A 17193-nucleotide genomic window follows, 5' to 3' on the forward strand; every position below is an offset into this window, starting at 1 on the left:
TGCCTGATGGGCACGAAGAAAGCGGCACGGATACGTGTGGGTATCGGAGGGTGGACTTTCGAGCCTTGGCGTGGGGTGTTTTATCCCGCCGATTTGCCGCAGAAGCGTGAGTTGGAATTCGCGAGTCGCGCGCTGACGAGCATCGAGGTCAATGGCACGTTTTATGGATCGCAGAAGCCTGCGACGTTCGCCAAGTGGCGCGATGAGACGCCGGATGATTTCGTGTTCTCGCTCAAGGCACCGCGGTATGCGACGAATCGGCGCGTGCTTGCCGAGGCGGGGGAAACTATCGAGCGTTTTTTTGCCAGTGGCGTGCTTGAGTTAGGTTCTAAGCTTGGGCCGATCAACTGGCAGTTTGCGGCGACCAAAAAGTTCGATGAAGCGGATTTCGGTGAGTTTCTCAAGCTCTTGCCGGCGAAGGTCGAGGGGCATGCCATTCGGCATGTGGTCGAAGTTCGGCATGAGAGTTTTTGTGATCCTGCGTTTATTAAGTTGGTCAGGAAGTATCGCGTGGCGGTTGTTGTGGCGGGGGATTCTAAGTATCCGCAGATCGCGGATCTGACTGCGCCGTTTGTTTATGCGCGGATCATGGGGACGAGTGATAAGCAGAAGAATGGCTATGGGAAGGCTGCGTTGGATTTGTGGGCTTCGCGGGCGCGGGAATGGGCTTCTGGTGGGGTGGCTTCTGGTTTGCCGGTTGTGAGTTCGGCGGGCGCGCCTAAGGCCGCTTCAAGGGATGTGTTTTTGTATGTTATCAGTGGGGCTAAGGTTAGGAATCCTGCGGCTGCTTTGGGGATTCTTTCTCGGGTTTCTGATGGTTAGGGTTTTTTCGTGCAAGGGGCTGCTGTTGTTTGTGTCTTTATTGCAGTAGCCGCCTCCCCGGCGGGGGGGTAACTTTCTTTGCTGCTGCAAAGAAAGTCACCAAAGAAAGCAGCTTTTTAACCCATGCTCGCTGGCTGGAAAGTGTTGGTCTGGATTAAGCGATACAGTGGCCGCAATAGGATGTCCCTCGGTTGGTTAAGCGTATGGGCAACCTCGCGATTACGCACTCGAATCCTTGATTCTTAGTGGCCCGCATTCCCTCCTTCGGCCATGCGCTGCGCGCGCCGAGAACGTAAGAACGGAATCCCGCAGCGTATAAGCGTCCTGCCACATCAAGCTTCTCCGCAAGATTGCTATTCGGCCCTACCTTGGTTAGTGCTCCGACTAAAAGGCGACTTGCGTTAGTGTGCGCGCTTTGCCCGGAAGCACTTACCAAGGTAGGGCCCAATGGGAGAGGTGCGATGCGGTGTGATGTGACTGGGCGCTGATACGCTGCGGGATTCCGTTCTAAAGCTCTCGGCGCGCGCAGCGCATGGCCGAAAGAATGAATGCGGTCCACTAAGCCATGCATATTAGAGCGCGAAATCGCGAGGTTGCCCATACGCGTAACCAACCGAGGGACATCCTATTGCGGCCACTGTATCGTTAATCCAGACCAACCCTCTCCAGCCATCGAGCATGGGTTAAAAAGCTGCTTTCTTTGGTGACTTTCTTTGCAGCAGTGTATAGACCGGAGACATGGTTGACAGATGTACGAGGACATCGTTGACAGTTTTATGGTCAGGCTTTTTCGCTCCTCAGGTCAAGTGTCATGATCCGATGATGGGCAAACCAGACGTCAAATACCCCGTCTTCACCCGGCTTTGCACGAGCCGCAACCGGCAGCCCATAAAGCGCGTTGGATAGCTTGATGCGTCGTCCTTCGAAGTCCACGCGCCCACCCGATCTGACCTTCATCACCACGTCGTCCGGGCTGTACTCGATCTCCGGCAGGACGGAGGGATACGCGCGCGAGCTTGCCCGATAACGGCTCTCGGGGGTGGCCATGCCGATTGCCTCGTGCGGCCGCTCGCAGTTATAGACGATGCGCCAGCGCTCAAACACCGTCTGCACGCGCTCCAGGTTCTCATAGCATCGCCCGTTCAGGACTTCGGCCTTCAGGGTGCGGTGAAACCGTTCCTCCTTGCCATTGGTCTGCGGGTGATAGGGCCGGCTGTAGCTGATGCCGATGTCCAGCCGGATCAGCCACACCGCCAGTTCGGTGAGTTGCCCCGGACTGCTGGGCGAGCCCCACGGCGCACCATTGTCGGTGTTGATGCGCGCAGGCAAGCCATACCGTGCGAACGCCTCGCACAGCCCCGCCTGCACGGCTGCGGTGTCGGTCGGGCCACAGGCACGCAGCAGGATATTGAAGCGCGAATGGTCATCGAGCACGGTCAGCGGACTGCAGCGCTGCTTGTCCAGCGTCTCGAAGTGTCCCTTGAAATCCATCTGCCAGAGCGCGTTGGGCTGCGCGTGCTCAAAGCGCTTCCAGGGCTCGCTCCGCGCCGACTCGGCCGGCAGGATGAGTTGGTGCCGATGCAGGATCGAAGTCACGGTGCTGGGGTGCGGCACCCCTTCAAAGCCCAGATCCTGAAGGCGTCGGCTGATTTTGCGTCCGCCCCAGCACGGATGGGCCAGACGCAGTCGAACCACTTCCTGCTCGATAGCCTCAGAACTCTTCGAAGGACTGCTGGCGGGACGGCGCGAGCGATCGGCCAGCGCCTGTTCGCCCCGCTTGAGCCATTTGTAGCCGGTCTGCCGGCTGATGTTGAAGCGCTCGCACAACTCCGTCATCGTGAGGGTGTGTTGAGTGGCCAAATGAACGAATTCTTGTCGCAGGCTCATCGTGTCTTTTATGTTCCAAGTCATGGTCGGCACCGGGGTTTCAGTACCCGAAAGTGTCAACCATGTCCTCGTACGTTTGTCAGCGATGTCTCCCGTCTATACACTGCTGCAAAGAAAGTTACCCCCCCGCCGGGGAGGCGGCTACTGCAATAAAGACACAAACAGCAGCAGCCCCTTGCCCGACAACAACAACCTTAGCGAACCATACAAGGCCTCTTATTATCAAACTCCCACCCAGACACAAGAAACTGCATAGCAACGCCATCATCCCGCGCCCCAAGCCCATGCTCGAGATAAACCGCATGCGCCTTCTCAACCGCATCCATATCAAGCTGAACCCCCAGCCCCGGAGCCTGCGGCACGCGAACCTTCCCCCCCACAATCTGCAAAGGTTCGACAGTCAGCCTCTGCCCATCCTGCCAAATCCAGTGAGTATCAATCGCCGTAATCTTCCCCGGCGCGGCCGCAGCCACATGCGTGAACATCGCCAACGAAATATCGAAGTGGTTATTGGAATGCGAGCCCCAGGTAAGCCCCCACTCATGGCACATTTGCGCTACGCGCACCGACCCCTGCATCGTCCAGAAATGCGGATCGGCAAGCGGAATATCCACTGACTGAAGTTGGATCGCATGGCCCATCTGCCGCCAGTCAGTCGCGATCATGTTGGTCGCAGTAGGCAACCCAGTCGCACGGCGAAACTCGGCCATCACTTCACGGCCCGAATAGCCGCCTTCCGCGCCGCAAGGATCCTCGGCATAAGCCAACACATCATGCTTGTCGCGGCAAAGCCGAATAGCCTCGGCAAGCGACCACGCACCATTCGGATCGAGCGTCACGCGTGCCTCTGGAAAGCGTTCGGCCAGCGCGGTGGCCGCTTCCATCTCGGCATCGCCGGAAAGCACGCCGCCCTTGAGCTTGAAATCGTTGAAGCCATAACGCGCCTGCGCCGCTTCAGCGAGACGAACGACCGCTTCCGGCGTCAACGCTTCCTCGGTTCGCAAACGCTCCCAATCGTCCTTGCCATCCGCACCGGACGCATACGCGAGATCGGTTTTCTTCCGGTCGCCGACATAGAACAGATAGCCAAGCATCTCGACTTCATCACGTTGCTGACCTTCGCCGAGCAACGCCGCGACCGGCACATCGAGATGCTTGCCGAGCAGATCGAGCAACGCCGCTTCGAGCGCGGTCACCGCGTGAATGGTCGTGCGCAGATCGAAGGTCTGAAGGCCGCGCCCGCCTGCATCGCGATCGGCAAACGCCTTGCGCACCGTGTTCAAAATCGCCTGAAAATTGCCGATGGATTGCCCGACGACGAACGCGCGCGCATCGTCGATGGTCTTGCGGATGGCCTCGCCGCCCGGCACTTCGCCCACGCCCGTGTTGCCCGCGCTGTCCTTGAGGATCACGATATTGCGCGTGAAAAACGGACCGTGCGCGCCGGACAGGTTGAGCAACATGCTGTCGCGGCCAGCCACGGGCACGACGCGCAATTCAGTGACTTTGGGGGTGTCGTTCTTTGACATGAGGTTATCCGGAGAATTAAAGAATCAGGCCGCGCGCGCGACGATCTCGACCCAGTTCGCGCCTCGCCCGCCTTCGCAACGCGAGACGAGGGTGAGCGCGCCGCTGTCGGCGTCGATGGCATAAGCGGAAACGTGCGTGGACTTCTCGCCGCACGCGATGAGAAAGCGCCCCTGCGGATCGATCCTGATTCCGCGCGGCTGGGTTTCGGTGTCGATGAAGCTCGCGTAGCGCAACGCGCCATCGTCCTGCACGCGATAGACGATCAATCGGCTCGACGTGCGATCCGAGACATAGACGAAGCGGCCATCCGGCGTGACCTGAATATCGGCGGCCCAGACGAGCGTGGCGATTTCCTGCGGGTCGATCTGCTCGCTGCTCGTGAAGCTCGGGCGGGCGCGGCCCGGTTTGAGGTGCGCGAGTGCATCGGCGGGTTCGGAGACTTGAAATGCGCCGAGCTTGCCGGTGTGTGGATCGCGCGTGAAGGCGGCGATGCTCGCGCGGAATTCGCTCACCACGTAGAGCGTGCGTTCATCCGGCGACAAGCGCAGATGCCGTGCGCCGAAGGTCGGCTCGACCACCACGACATCGAGCGCATGCAGCACGCCGTCGCGAAGTTCGAAGCAGTGAACGGTGCCGCCGCCAAGCGACGAGACATACACGAAGCGTCCGTCGCGCGAGCCGATCGCGGCGTGCGCGTGCTCGATGCCATTGACGAACTGCAACGCGTCGCCGTGACCCTCGGCGATACGCGCGGCATCGTAAAGACTCGCGCGATGCTCGCTGTACGACGCGCCAAGCAAATAGCGCCCGCTGCCATCCACCGACAAATACGCGAGGTTCGATTCGATCGGCGCGACGTTCAGGCGCGTGAGGCGGCCGCTCGACGCATCGACCGAATACGTGACGATAGTCGGTTGATCGCCACGCGTCGCGGCGTACAGCGTCGTGCGGTCGGGTGAGAACGCGAGCGGCATGACGTTGTGATCGGCTTCGATTGAAGCTTCGGGTTCGAGCGTGCCGGTGGCGGCATCGAACCGAAGGATGCCGATTTCTCCGTCCGCCGCGTTGGAGACGAAGATCGAATAAACCGGGTTCTTGGCGATGTCGTGCATGGATCGACCTTGGTTGTCGGATGACGGTTCTAAAACGCGGCGCAGAGGGCGAACAAGTCACCGCTAGTTGTCCGATGACATTCTAAATTGGCTACTCGAACGAACCAACGCGCGTTTACCCTTGACTGCTCAAACGCTTGTCGGACCGGGCTTCTGAGCATTCTCAGCAAACCGACAACCTGTTCAGGCTGAAAAATCAAAGAGGTCAGACAACCCTCAAAAAGAAAGCCGGCTCACGCCGGCTTTCTTGCCCTCGAAACGGCGTCTACAAATTACTTCGTCCCTTGCCCGATCTCATGATTCGCCATGATTTCCAGCGCGCGCACCATCCCCGAGTGATCCCACGCCTTCCCGCCATGCGCCGCACACGAATTGAACAACTGCATGCAGGTCGCCGTATTCGGCAACGCGACGCCAAGCGATTGCGCCGTCGCCAGCGCCAGATTCAAATCCTTCTGATGCAGTTCGATCCGAAAGCCCGGATTGAACGTGCGCTTCGTCATGCGCTCGCCGTGCACTTCCAGAATGCGCGACGACGCGAAGCCGCCCATCAGCGCGGTGCGTACTTTCTCGGCATCGACGCCCGCCTTCGACGCGAGCAGCAACGCCTCGCCGACCGCCTCGATGGTCGCCGCGACGATCACCTGATTTGCTACCTTGCAGACCTGTCCCGCGCCGACTTCGCCGATCAGCGAGATGTTCTTGCCCATCATGTCGAACAGCGGCTTCACCTTGTCGAAGGTGGCCTGCGCGCCGCCGACCATGATCGTGAGCGATGCGGCCTTCGCGCCGACTTCGCCGCCGGACACGGGCGCATCCAGATAATCCGCGCCTTTTTCGCGCACCTTCGCGGCGAATTCGCGCGTGGCGATCGGCGAGATCGAGCTCATGTCGACCACGATCTGCCCCGCGCGCAGCGATTGCGCCACGCCCTTTTCGCCGAACAGCACGCGTTCGACGTCGGGCGTGTCCGGCACCATCAAAAAGATGATGTCCGCCTTCGAAGCCACGTCCGCCGGGCTATCACACGCCGTCGCGCCCGCCTGCGTCAGTTCCGCGGCCACGCCGCTGCGCGTGAACGCGGCCAGTTCGACGCCGTTCTTGACGAGATTGGCCGCCATGGGAAGCCCCATGATGCCCAGCCCGATGAAACCTGCCTTTGTCGCCATGAATCGCTCCTTGAGTTTATGTTCGGGTTCAGCGAAAAGCCGCGCGGGCTGCGATGAAAGCCCGACGTCGCGGCCTTAACGCTGGATGAAATGTTTCTTCACGGCCTGCGCGGTGTTGCGCAACATGCCGATGTCGGCGCACACGGCAACCATGGTCGCGCCCATGCCGATATAGCGCTCGGCTTCCGCCTGAACCGGCGCGAGAATGCCGCTCGACTTGCCCGCCGCGTGCGCGCGCTCGAACACGCGGGCAATCGCTGCCTGCACATCGGGATGATTCGCGTCGCCGAGATGCCCGTAGTTCGCCGCGAGATCGGACGGTCCGACGAACAGCGCATCCACGCCTTCGACCGCCGCGATCTCGTCGATGTTCTCGACCGCCGCGCGACTTTCGATCTGCACCGCGACGCAGATATTGTCGTTCGCGATCTCGAAGTAATTCGCCACCGTGCCGAAGCGATTCCCCCGATGCCCGACCGACACGCCGCGAATGCCCTGCGGCGGATAGCGCGTGGACGCGACCGCGCGCGCGGCCTGTTCGGCGTTATCGACAAAAGGGATCAGGAAGTTCACGAAACCGCCATCGAGCAGGCGCTTGATGACCACGCTGTCGTTCGCCGGCGGCCGCACCACGGGCGCGCTGATGCTGTCCTTGAGCGACAAAAGTTGCGGCATCAGCGTGATGGAGTCGTTGGGCGCGTGCTCGGCGTCGAGCAGCATCCAGTCGAAGCCAACGATGCCCAGCAACTCCGTGACGATCGGACTGGCCAGCGACGACCAGCAGCCGATCTGCGGCTCACGCGCGCGCAACGCGGCCCTGAACCCATTGGGCAACGGCTGATACGGAACGGATGACGGCATGGCGGTGTCTCCTGTCTCGACGGCGATCTATGAGAAAACGAATGGTCGATAACTTTAGTTATCTGACGTCTTAACACATCGTACCGTGGCAAGATGCCAGCATACAACCTAGTAAACCCTTAACTCCCCGTCATATAAGATCCTTCTTTTATCTCGATTGGTTTAAACAAATACGATGACTTATCACATTCGTGCGTCAACATGAGGTTGAGGCCGAATTGACGAAAACAACTCCAAATTCCATGATGCATCGTCGGACATCAACGTGTCGCGCCCTTTTGATAGGCCAAAAACCCTTCTCTCGATGTCCGACAACACAAAAACCAGCCGACAAACGCGTATGCCCAGCCTGACCGACAAAGTAGTCGCCACCCTATTCGAAGAAATCGAGCGCGGAACGCTTCGCCCTGGCGACAAGATTCCCACCGAAGCCGCGCTGATGAAGCAGCTTTCCGTCAGCCGCTCCGTCGTGCGCGAGGCGGTTTCACGCTTGCAGGCAGCGAATGTCGTGGAGACGCGGCATGGCATCGGCACGTTCATTCTCGCGCCGGGCGATCGTGACGCAGTGCGTCTGCCCGACGCCGATCTGTCGAACCTGCTGGACATCATGGCGATCATCGAGTTTCGGATCGATCTGGAAGGCGCGGCCGCCGCGCTCGCCGCGATGCGCCGCACGGATCAGCATCTCAAACACATCGCGGCGGCGCTCGGCCGTTTCGAAGCGCAGGTTGCCAACGGCAGCATGGACGTGCTCGAACACGATGTCGAATTTCATTTGCAGATCGCGCGCGCGAGCGGCAACCGCTACTTCCACGACGTGCTGAGTCAGATGGGACGCGCGGTGAGTCCGCGCACGCGGCTGGGTCGTGCGGAAATCGCGGAACTGGATCAGATCGAGCGGTTGCGTCACGTGCTGGCCGAACACAAGGCGATCTATCAGGCGATCGTTCGCCAAGATCCCGACGATGCGCGCGCCGCCATGCGCATGCATTTGAGCAATAGCCGCGAGCGGTTGAAGCAGGTTCATTCGACGGCTATGGCTTGAGCTGCAAGCGCTTCGGTTTTGAGCAGCGCTGCATGCGTCTCTGAGTAAACAAAAGAGATCGTATGTATACGTGGTAGTAGTTAACAAGCACGCCACTTTTCAGTGGATAACACCGAGCTTGCGTTCTCGCTCAAAGGTTTACCGATTCAATAACTTCGGTATGGTCAGACGGTTTACCGCCTGAGCCTGGAACAACTTTCTTAAAGAATGAAGAAGCCGCAAGTTGTCCAGAAACCGCCAACAACAAACCAGTCGCGCTTCCAACAGAGTTGTCCACAGCATTTGTGATATTGCTGCTTACAGACACCCCCGAACGGAGGCGCGATGCAACGAGGACCATTCAGCGAAGCGGGCCGCAAGCGGCGGCGTCTGTTCTTCAGCCGCGCGCATGTCGTGTTGGCTGTGATCGGCACGTTCGGGTCGGTGCTGGGAATCGGCATTGCCATCGATGGCGGGCTGGAATTCGATCGGACAAAGCTGTTCGTCGGCGTCGGCATGATCGCCGTATCGACCATCGTCTATATCTCGATGCTCTTTGTCCGCGATGAAGCGTCGTAGCGTTATCGCGTGATGACCGCGAATGGCGGAAGCGGCATCTTTTCGCCATCGACAAACGCCGTCGCGCAACGCACGGCGAAACGATAAGCGCCGTCCTTGTTCGCGAAGATGCCCAGATTGCCGAGGGAGGTTGCCTCGCCGTCCTCTTCGAGAATCGACGCGCGCGCGATGAACGTATTGCCGTTGCGCGTGACGGAGGGCTGAATCGCGGCTCCGTGGTGATAGAAAATCATTGGCAGAGCCTCACGTGAAGTGGGACGACCCAGCTTAGCCGTTTCAAAATATCGCGCGAAAAATTTACATTTTGTCGCCGGTTATTTAACTTCGCGCCTCTTAAAGAAAAGCGTCGCGCGGATTAAACCCGCGCGACGCGAAGGTCGCTCGACCCCTTGGAAGGAAGAGCAAGAGGAGACAGAAACGATCTTAGCGCTTCAAATCAAACGCAAAGCGCCGGACAACGGGCGATGTTCCCGTCAATTCAAGGCTTGGGAAATCACGCTGCCGAAAGCAGCCGGCCGAGCGGCGCGAGCGGGCCGAGTTGCAGGAATTCATAGCTCGCGAAACCGCCTTCGACGAGCGGCAACGCGCCGATCGTCTCGCGCGCTTTCTCGACGGAATCCACGTTCATCAGAAACACCACGCCCGGCTTGTCCTGCCGATACCAGAATTGCTCGATCAGGCCATCGAGATAGAGCTTGAGGGTGTGAGGCACTTCCTTCGGCATGACTTGCGCGCGTTGTTCATCGCTGAGCGGTTTGAGGATGGTGCCGATCGCCATTACTTTCATGATGTGAATCTCCAGAGTCAGGGGTTCGTTCGATGTGCTGCGAGTACAGATCGTAGCGATGGCGCGGTGAATTCTGTATAGTCGCAAATGACAACTTTATGGTCATTCACGCCATCATGCGAATTGCCGTTCTTGCTCTGGAAGGTCTGTTCGATACGGGACTTACCGTCACGCTGGATGCACTTGCCACGGCCAACGGGCTGTCCGCCAAGTTGCTCGGCGGCGCCTGCCGTTTCGATGTGACCGTGGTCGGCGTGCGGCGCAAGGTCAAAACGGCGCACGGGCTTTCCGTGCCGGTGAGCGCGATTTCATCCACGCTCGCGCCGGATTGGGTGATCGTCCCGGCGCTGCGGGCGACCACGCCGGATGCTTTGTTGCCCGCGCTCCAGCGGCGCGATGTCGTCGAGGCGCAGGCGCATCTGCGAAAGTGGCATGACGAGGGCGTGCGGATCGCGGCGTCGTGCATCGGCACGTTTTTGCTGGCGGAAGCTGGCCTGCTCGATGGGTTGGAAGCCACGACAACCTGGTCGCTCGCGCCGTTTTTTCGGCAGCGTTATCCATTGGTCTCGCTGGATGAATCGCGCATGCTGGTTTCGTCCGGGCAGATGGTCACGACCGGCGCGGCCATGGGCCATCTCGATCTCGCGCTCTGGCTGATTCGCCAGTCCAGCCCGGAACTCTCCGCGCTCGTTTCGCGCTATTTGCTCGCCGATATTCGGACGTCGCAGGCGCCGTACATCATCCCGAATCATCTGGCGCAGGCCGATCCGCTCGTTTCGCGCTTCGAGCGATGGGCGCGGGAGAATCTGAAGGAAGGCTTTTCGCTGAAAGATGCCGCCAGTGCGCTCGCCACCAGCACGCGCACGCTGCAACGACGCTGCGAAGCCGTGCTCGGCAAATCGCCGCTGTCGTACTTTCAGGATTTGCGCGTCGAGCGCGCGCAATCGCTGCTGCATGGCAGCGGTCTGGATATCGACGCCATCGCGGCCGAAGTCGGCTATCTCGATGGCGCGACGCTGCGCACGCTTCTACGCGAGCGGCTGGGACGCGGCGTGCGCGACCTGCGCGCCGATCTGCGCTGACCGCATGGCCTATGCGTGGTCGATGCGCACATCGCGCGGAATGTTCTCCGGCGTGACCACGACGATCGACGACGAATCCGATATCGCCGATGCCGGCAAGAGCTTGTGGAAGTGCATGACGTGCCGGCACGCGGCGCGCAAATCCTGCCGCAGATCGTGATGCAACACCGCCTGAATCCTGCCTTGCCGCAGCAATCCAACATTGTCGCGATCCAGATCGTGACCGATGAAGCAAACGGGCGCGTGACCGGCGGCATCGAGTGCGCGGAGGATGGCGGGATTGCCGCCGCCCATTGAATACACGGCGTCGATGCGATCGGCTTTCGACAACGCCGCGCGCACTTTTTCCGCGGTGTCGGCGTCCAGTCCGTGGCCGCCGCTTGCATCGACCAATACGAGGTTCGGATGACGTGCCCGCAACGCGCGCCGAAAACCGGCCTCGCGTTCTTCCTCGCCACGGAAGCGTTCGTCGCTCAATGTGATAAGCACCGTGCCCGTGCGTTCGCCCAGCCATTGCCCGATGAGATACGCCGCCGTCGCGCCCGCCGCGCGATTGTCCGGCCCCGTGTACGCGATGCGCGCGGATAGCGGCAGATCCGTGAAGATCGTGACGACGGGAATGTGCTGGCGCTGGAGTTCGTCCACCGCGCGCGCGATTTCGGGTACGTCGCGCGCCTTGAGCAACACGCCGTGACTGCCGCGTTTGGCGATGGCGTGCAGCGTGTCCAGCACATCGTTCGTCGTCATGGTTTCGCGCATCAGGAAACGCGGCCGGAACACGGCGGGATGAAGGCCGGGCAGTTCGGCTTCGAGCGCGTCCTGAATCTCGCGGGCGAAGCGTGCGGGCGCTTCCACAAGCACATCGACGATCAGCTTGCGGCCCGCGCGCGCCAGTTGAAGTTCCTGTTTCTCAAGTTCCTCGATGGCTTGTTCGACGCGTCGGCGTGTGCCTTCGCGCACGTGCGCGCGGTCGTTCAAAACGCGGTCCACGGTCGCCACGCCAAGCCCCGCCTGAAGCGCGATTTCCTTGATGAGAAAGCGATGCGCCACCGTGTTTTCCCTCGTCGTCTTGATGGTTTTTTGATGGATCGATGATAGGCCGCTCGCGCTCGATGCGTCTATCCTTCATGCAAACAACGACGGGAGCGAGACATGAGCGACAGGCGAAACTGGTTCCGCGAAAACGAGTGTTCGGTCGATGACTTCATCGCGCTCGTGGAATCCAAAGGCGGCCCGGCGTTGACCTTCGCCACGGATGTCCAGCTCGACATTCCGATCTACGACTGCGCCGAACTGCGCGCGACGCTCGCCGATTCATCGCGCCGACAAGCGCTGCAAGCCGAATGGGCCGATGTGCTGAGCGATGGCGCGGGCGTGCTCGTGCTCAAACGCGCGTACGCGGATACGGCGTGCATCGACGAAGCGACCGCGATTTTCGAAGACATCGTGCGGCGTGAGCGTGAGGCGGGCGGGCAAGGTGACGACCACTTTGCCAAGGCGGGCGCGAACGATCGCATCTGGAACGCGCAGGAAAAGCTGTGTTTGCAAGCGCCGTCCGTGTTTGCGCGTTACTTCGCGAATACGTTCATCGCGTGTGCGGCGCAGGCGTGGCTGGGGCCGGGGTATCAGATGACATCGCAGGTCAATGTCGTGCGGCCCGGTGGCGAGGCGCAGCAGGCGCATCGTGACTATCACCTGGGTTTTCAGACGGTCGATGAGGCGCAGCGCTATCCGGCGCATGTGCATACGATGTCGCCGCTTTTGACGCTTCAGGGCGCGGTGGCTCACGGTGAAATGCCGGTCGAAAGCGGTCCGACGAAGTTGCTGCCGTTCTCACAACGTTATGCGCCGGGCTATCTCGCCTGGCGACGCGCTGACTTTCGCGCGTATTTCGAAGCGCATTGCGTGCAGTTGCCGTTGTCCAAAGGTGATGCGTTGTTTTTCAACCCTGCGCTTTTTCATGCGGCGGGCGCGAATCGCACGCGCGATGTGCAGCGCATGGCGAATCTGCTGCAAGTGTCGTCGGCGTATGGGCGAGCGATGGAGACGGTGGATCGCACGGCCATGTGCAAGGCGGTGTTTCCGGCGCTGATGGACTATCGAACCTCGGGCCGATTGAGCGCCGATGAAATCGATGCGGTGATCGCGTCGTGCGCCGAAGGGTATGCGTTCCCGACGAATCTGGATCGCGATCCGCCGATTGGCGGGCTTGCGCCGGCGAGTCAGCAAGCGGTGATGTGGAAGGCGTTGGAGGAGGAGTGGACGGTTAAAGGGTTGTGGGATCGGTTGGAGGAGAATGCTTGGCGGCGGCTTACTGCGTAGACGAAAAAAATCCGCGCTCAGCGCGGATTTTTATGAAGGCCAATCGTGTCAGCACTAAGCGATATTCATCGTCAAATCGGCTTCCAACGTTGCTTCGTCCGGTTCGTAATCTTCACCCTCCTCACGATTGTCCCCGGTGTACGCGCGCTTGCCCATGGCATCTTCGATCAAAGCCAACAACTGCTTTTGCCTGTCTGACATGAACGCTTCGAACGAATCGCTTCGAAGCAACTGCGGATTGATGAAGTGCGACTCGAGATGCTTGTCCAGTCGTACGCGGTCGATCGGCGGGCTTGTCGTATTACCGCCTTCGAGCTTTGCGAGATATTCGGACGGCGCCACGCCACCGATGATCCTGTTCGTTCGATACGACAACGGCGTCTTGTTGATGATCGAATCGTAAATGGCAGGCTTGATGCCGTTTGTCTTGCACCAGTCCTGAGGAAAGATATGGTGGATGTCGACGTTCTCACCAAAGAACACGATATGGTCGAATGTCTGCCCGGAACGGAAATCACGTGCGCCGTCTCTCATGAGCAGCGCGTTCACGCCCTTGTATGCAGCCGACAGGCGCATTCGCATGGTCTTTAGCCGGTCCGCACGGAAGATGGTTTCGCTGATCGTCGTCGGTTCCGGTCCACCGTTCAACCAGGCAGGCACTTCCATGAAGTCCCGCGCAAAACGCGAGTCGACCGCAGAGCCGTACAGCTCGCCGAAGACACCGTTCCAATACCACTGGACCAATTTTGCTCGAACAGTGTCGTGCTCCCACGCTGTTCCAATGTCAGCCAAAATCGCCGCAAGCGGAACGATTTGTGACTGGTAGGGTAAATCGAACACGCGGTATATGTGCAGCATATGAAGAAACTTGGCTGCATGGATAAACCCAGTTTCGACTTGCGCCTCATACTTCTTATAGGCAGCCAAAGGAAGGTTCAAGAGCGCCTGACGATTCCCGCTAACGGACGGCAACTCCTTTCCGGTTTTATTGGCTTGCTCCGCCTCCTGGCGCTTTTCCCGAGTGTAGAAGAGTGAGATTGCTTGCAAGAAGTCCGTATTGGTCACGTTTGCGATGATGCCCGAAGCAGCATCTGCAGGACGCAGCGTTTCTACGAAGCGACTCTGCCGACCCTTTACTTTTTCGCTACCGAACCAATCTTTTCGAAGTTCATGTCCCTCGGCAGCGTACATCGCCGTAACAAGTTCGAACGCGTCAAGCGGCTTGCCACCGGTATTGACCTTTTCGAACACGACGCAGACCGCTTCTTTGGGCGTGGACCTGTCCAGCGCGATAACGGGGACGCGATAGTCTTTAAAGTTCTCGAGAATTGCTTGCTTGAATGCTTTGAATAACTTCCTCGTATCTGCGTGTTCATCTCCACGCCAATACTCCTGAAATCCGTCCTGCCATGTATCCCAATCGAATACTTGTGAGACAGGAAACATCAGCGTTTCATACTCACGTTCCGGGGTCGTCAGGTCGAGAACTTCGGAGCGCCCAAAATCGGTACGCACAACGCGGTCTTCCGGCACGCCAACAATGGCATCCTCCCGGTCACACGACGGGTCCATCGCTTTGTTTATGTCGATATAAAACCAGCGTTTAACCTTCTTGTTTTTCGGAGTAACGGTCTCCACGACTTTTCCACGCAGCGTTACTTGGTAGAGCGACGTCATTCGCTGTTGACCATCAAGTAGAAGCGAACGTGGTACAGCCGAACGGGCAGAGTCAGGTGCACCCTCAACTGGCCGAGGTTTGAATTCCACATTGCCTCCGGTTTCCAGCGTCATCAGTGCGCCAACAGGAAATGCGCGCGAAATGGACGCAATCAGGCTTTTGATGCGGTCTTCGTCCCATACCCAACTGCGCTGAAAGTCGGGCAACTGAAGAACGCCCTTTTCGCATTCGTCAAGCAGATCGCGCAAAGGGATTGGATTAGTTTGAAACGAGGACCTGGCCATAGCGGTAAATATAGTTTCGAAGGAAAGCTGTCTTGTGTGGACGACACGTGTCAGTAGGCATGTCGCAAAAGACATGGAGACTTTGTTTGACGTCTTGGGGGATGTTCGCGGGTATGTTTCCGTTATCGCGAAAAGAAAACAGGAGGACGGCGCGGCTCCGACAGTTCCGCCTAAGGCTTGTTTTCATATATGCCCTAAGCGGAACCTTGTTTCTCACTCCACCGTAACCGACTTAGCCAAATTCCGCGGCTTATCCACATCCGTCCCTCTCGCGCAAGCCGTGTGATACGCCAACATCTGCAACGGCACCACATGCAAAATCGGCGACAACGCCCCGTAATGCTCCGGCATCCGAATCACGTGGATACCATCCTCACTGACAATGCGCGTATCCGCATCCGCGAACACATAAAGCTCGCCGCCCCGCGCGCGCACTTCCTGCATATTCGACTTCAGCTTCTCCAGCAGCGTGTCATTCGGCGCGACAGTAACAACCGGCATCGCCTCCGTAACCAGCGCGAGCGGACCGTGCTTCAGCTCACCCGCCGGATACGCCTCCGCGTGAATATACGAAATCTCCTTCAGCTTCAGGGCGCCTTCCAATGCAATCGGATAATGCAGCCCGCGCCCGAGGAACAACGCATTTTCCTTGCGCGCAAACTCCTCCGACCACGCGATGATCTGCGGCTCCAGCGCCAGCACGCTATTGAGCGCCGCCGGCAAATGCCGCAATTGCACGAGATAAGCCGCTTCCTGCGATGCATCCACGAACCCGCGCATCTTGCCGAGCGTTGCCGCCAGCACGAACAGCGCGACGAGCTGCGTCGTGAACGCCTTGGTCGATGCCACGCCGATCTCCCGCCCCGCGTGCGTCAAAAACGCGAACTCGGTCAGGCGCACCATCGCGCTCGTGCCGACGTTGCACACCGCAAGCGTGTGCTGATGCCCAAGCGATTGCGCATGCTTCAACGCCGCGAGCGTATCCGCGGTTTCGCCCGACTGCGAGATCACCACGACCAGCGCCTTCGGATTCGGCACCGACTCGCGATACCGGTATTCACTCGCGATTTCCACCTGCGTCGGAATCTTCGCGATGGATTCGAGCCAGTACTTCGCCGTCAGCCCCGAGTAATAACTCGTGCCGCAAGCCAAAATCAAAATACTGTCGATGCCTTTGAACACGCCTTCCGCATCTGCGCCAAAAAGGCTCGCGTCGAAGCCATCGGCTTGCGGAATCGTGTCGGTAATCGCGCGCGGCTGCTCGAAGATTTCCTTCTGCATGAAGTGGCGATACGGCCCAAGCTCGACCGCGCCGCCGTAAGACGCCACCACACGCACTTCACGCTGCGCGACCAAACCTTCACGATCGACAATCTTCACGCCATCCAGACCGATCTCGACGACATCGCCCTCTTCCAGAAACGCGAAGCGATCCGTGCTGCCCGCGAGCGCGAGCGCATCCGAAGCCAAAAAGTTCTCGCCTTCGCCCACACCGACGACCAGCGGCGAACCCTGCCGCGCGCCGACCACCGTATGCGGCTGATCCTTGTGAATCACGGCGATGGCATATGCGCCATGCAGTTGCTTCACGGCATCGCGCACGGTCTGGAACAGGTCGCCGCGATACATGCTGTGGATCAAATGCGCGATGACTTCCGTATCCGTCTGCGACACGAACTCATAACCCTTGCCGCGCAACATCTCGCGCAGCGACTCGTAATTCTCGATGATCCCGTTATGCACGAGCGCCACGGTATCGCGCGAGAAAATCGGGTGCGCGTTGTTCGTCACCGGCGCGCCGTGCGTCGCCCAGCGCGTGTGCGCAATGCCCGTCATGCCGGTGAGACCGGTTTCGCGCACTTGCTCGTCGAGATCGGCCACGCGCGCCACGCTGCGCGCGCGACGCGGCTCGCCATTGCTCAACACGGCCACGCCGCACGAGTCGTATCCGCGATATTCGAGGCGGCGCAGTCCTTCGACCAGCACCGGGACGATGTTACGTTGCGCGACCGCGCCAACAATTCCGCACATGAGCCTTCACCCTTTGATGTTTGAT

Annotated in this window: 14 protein-coding genes and 1 pseudogene; 5 read left to right on the forward strand and 10 right to left on the reverse strand. The window is 59.5% G+C overall.

Features of this window, described 5'->3' with window-relative positions; genetic code table 11:
• Positions 1 to 6 precede the first annotated feature (6 nt).
• Positions 7 to 822 carry a DUF72 domain-containing protein gene (locus tag ACZCWR_RS01105; RefSeq protein ID WP_487301917.1) on the forward strand — a complete coding sequence of 272 codons (816 nt, stop codon included), beginning with the start codon at positions 7 to 9 and terminating at the stop codon, positions 820 to 822.
• Between the two features lie 780 nt (positions 823 to 1602).
• Here ACZCWR_RS01105 and ACZCWR_RS01110 read toward each other — a convergent pair.
• The 5 genes and pseudogenes from ACZCWR_RS01110 to garL all read right to left on the reverse strand — a co-directional run bounded on the left by ACZCWR_RS01110 (position 1603) and on the right by garL (position 7381).
• Positions 1603 to 2733, reverse strand: coding sequence for an IS481 family transposase (locus ACZCWR_RS01110; protein ID WP_487300626.1), 1131 nt, complete (start codon positions 2731 to 2733; stop codon positions 1603 to 1605).
• A gap of 170 nt (positions 2734 to 2903) precedes the next feature.
• The gene (gene gudD / locus ACZCWR_RS01115) at positions 2904 to 4238 is read right to left on the reverse strand and encodes a glucarate dehydratase (protein WP_487301918.1); all 1335 of its coding nucleotides are present in this window, start codon (positions 4236 to 4238) and stop codon (positions 2904 to 2906) included.
• A gap of 24 nt (positions 4239 to 4262) precedes the next feature.
• Complete coding sequence (locus ACZCWR_RS01120) at positions 4263 to 5351, reverse strand: lactonase family protein (RefSeq protein WP_487301919.1); 1089 nt, start codon at positions 5349 to 5351, stop codon at positions 4263 to 4265.
• A gap of 272 nt (positions 5352 to 5623) precedes the next feature.
• Positions 5624 to 6535: pseudogene (locus ACZCWR_RS01125) on the reverse strand (2-hydroxy-3-oxopropionate reductase); the annotation flags it as partial.
• 60 nt (positions 6536 to 6595) lie between these two features.
• Entirely contained in the window at positions 6596 to 7381 is a 786-nt protein-coding gene (gene garL, locus ACZCWR_RS01130) for a 2-dehydro-3-deoxyglucarate aldolase (protein WP_487301920.1), read from the reverse strand.
• Between the two features lie 340 nt (positions 7382 to 7721).
• Between garL and ACZCWR_RS01135 the strand changes: the two genes are divergently transcribed.
• Positions 7722 to 8426 (forward strand): FadR/GntR family transcriptional regulator, encoded by a 705-nt coding sequence (locus ACZCWR_RS01135; protein ID WP_487301921.1) that lies wholly within the window; start codon positions 7722 to 7724, stop codon positions 8424 to 8426.
• A gap of 324 nt (positions 8427 to 8750) precedes the next feature.
• Positions 8751 to 8984: a hypothetical protein gene (locus tag ACZCWR_RS01140; RefSeq protein WP_487301922.1), complete on the forward strand. Its 234-nt coding sequence runs from the start codon at positions 8751 to 8753 to the stop codon at positions 8982 to 8984.
• Between the two features lie 2 nt (positions 8985 to 8986).
• Here ACZCWR_RS01140 and ACZCWR_RS01145 read toward each other — a convergent pair whose 3' ends face one another.
• Together ACZCWR_RS01145 and ACZCWR_RS01150 are read right to left on the reverse strand one after the other, a co-directional pair.
• The gene (locus ACZCWR_RS01145; RefSeq protein WP_487301923.1) at positions 8987 to 9217 is read right to left on the reverse strand and encodes a hypothetical protein; all 231 of its coding nucleotides are present in this window, start codon (positions 9215 to 9217) and stop codon (positions 8987 to 8989) included.
• 260 nt (positions 9218 to 9477) lie between these two features.
• Positions 9478 to 9771: a hypothetical protein gene (locus ACZCWR_RS01150; RefSeq protein ID WP_487301924.1), complete on the reverse strand. Its 294-nt coding sequence runs from the start codon at positions 9769 to 9771 to the stop codon at positions 9478 to 9480.
• 116 nt (positions 9772 to 9887) lie between these two features.
• On the opposite strand from ACZCWR_RS01150, the gene ACZCWR_RS01155 reads away from it, so the two are divergent.
• Positions 9888 to 10853 (forward strand): GlxA family transcriptional regulator, encoded by a 966-nt coding sequence (locus ACZCWR_RS01155; protein ID WP_487303204.1) that lies wholly within the window; start codon positions 9888 to 9890, stop codon positions 10851 to 10853.
• Positions 10854 to 10862: 9 nt separating this feature from the next.
• On the opposite strand, the gene ACZCWR_RS01160 is transcribed toward ACZCWR_RS01155, so the two are convergent.
• Complete coding sequence (locus ACZCWR_RS01160) at positions 10863 to 11903, reverse strand: LacI family DNA-binding transcriptional regulator (RefSeq protein ID WP_487301925.1); 1041 nt, start codon at positions 11901 to 11903, stop codon at positions 10863 to 10865.
• A gap of 102 nt (positions 11904 to 12005) precedes the next feature.
• Between ACZCWR_RS01160 and ACZCWR_RS01165 the strand changes: the two genes are divergently transcribed.
• Positions 12006 to 13175 (forward strand): phytanoyl-CoA dioxygenase family protein, encoded by a 1170-nt coding sequence (locus ACZCWR_RS01165; protein ID WP_487301926.1) that lies wholly within the window; start codon positions 12006 to 12008, stop codon positions 13173 to 13175.
• Positions 13176 to 13229: 54 nt separating this feature from the next.
• Here ACZCWR_RS01165 and ACZCWR_RS01170 read toward each other — a convergent pair whose 3' ends face one another.
• Together ACZCWR_RS01170 and glmS are read right to left on the reverse strand one after the other, a co-directional pair.
• Entirely contained in the window at positions 13230 to 15101 is a 1872-nt protein-coding gene (locus tag ACZCWR_RS01170; protein ID WP_487301927.1) for a GmrSD restriction endonuclease domain-containing protein, read from the reverse strand.
• 249 nt (positions 15102 to 15350) lie between these two features.
• Entirely contained in the window at positions 15351 to 17168 is a 1818-nt protein-coding gene (gene glmS / locus ACZCWR_RS01175; RefSeq protein WP_487301928.1) for a glutamine--fructose-6-phosphate transaminase (isomerizing), read from the reverse strand.
• Positions 17169 to 17193: the final 25 nt, after the last annotated feature.

This window comes from Caballeronia sp. A2-2 (genome assembly GCF_057612605.2).

Bases quoted from the DNA above. Each gene is read 5' to 3' on its own strand.
- ACZCWR_RS01105 (WP_487301917.1), top strand. From the start codon at position 7: ATGGGCACGAAGAAAGCGGCACGGATACGTGTGGGTATCGGAGGGTGG.
- ACZCWR_RS01110 (WP_487300626.1), bottom strand. From the start codon at position 2,733: ATGACTTGGAACATAAAAGACACGATGAGCCTGCGACAAGAATTCGTT.
- gudD (WP_487301918.1), bottom strand. From the start codon at position 4,238: ATGTCAAAGAACGACACCCCCAAAGTCACTGAATTGCGCGTCGTGCCC.
- ACZCWR_RS01120 (WP_487301919.1), bottom strand. From the start codon at position 5,351: ATGCACGACATCGCCAAGAACCCGGTTTATTCGATCTTCGTCTCCAAC.
- garL (WP_487301920.1), bottom strand. From the start codon at position 7,381: ATGCCGTCATCCGTTCCGTATCAGCCGTTGCCCAATGGGTTCAGGGCC.
- ACZCWR_RS01135 (WP_487301921.1), top strand. From the start codon at position 7,722: ATGCCCAGCCTGACCGACAAAGTAGTCGCCACCCTATTCGAAGAAATC.
- ACZCWR_RS01140 (WP_487301922.1), top strand. From the start codon at position 8,751: ATGCAACGAGGACCATTCAGCGAAGCGGGCCGCAAGCGGCGGCGTCTG.
- ACZCWR_RS01145 (WP_487301923.1), bottom strand. From the start codon at position 9,217: ATGATTTTCTATCACCACGGAGCCGCGATTCAGCCCTCCGTCACGCGC.
- ACZCWR_RS01150 (WP_487301924.1), bottom strand. From the start codon at position 9,771: ATGAAAGTAATGGCGATCGGCACCATCCTCAAACCGCTCAGCGATGAA.
- ACZCWR_RS01155 (WP_487303204.1), top strand. From the start codon at position 9,888: ATGCGAATTGCCGTTCTTGCTCTGGAAGGTCTGTTCGATACGGGACTT.
- ACZCWR_RS01165 (WP_487301926.1), top strand. From the start codon at position 12,006: ATGAGCGACAGGCGAAACTGGTTCCGCGAAAACGAGTGTTCGGTCGAT.
- glmS (WP_487301928.1), bottom strand. From the start codon at position 17,168: ATGTGCGGAATTGTTGGCGCGGTCGCGCAACGTAACATCGTCCCGGTG.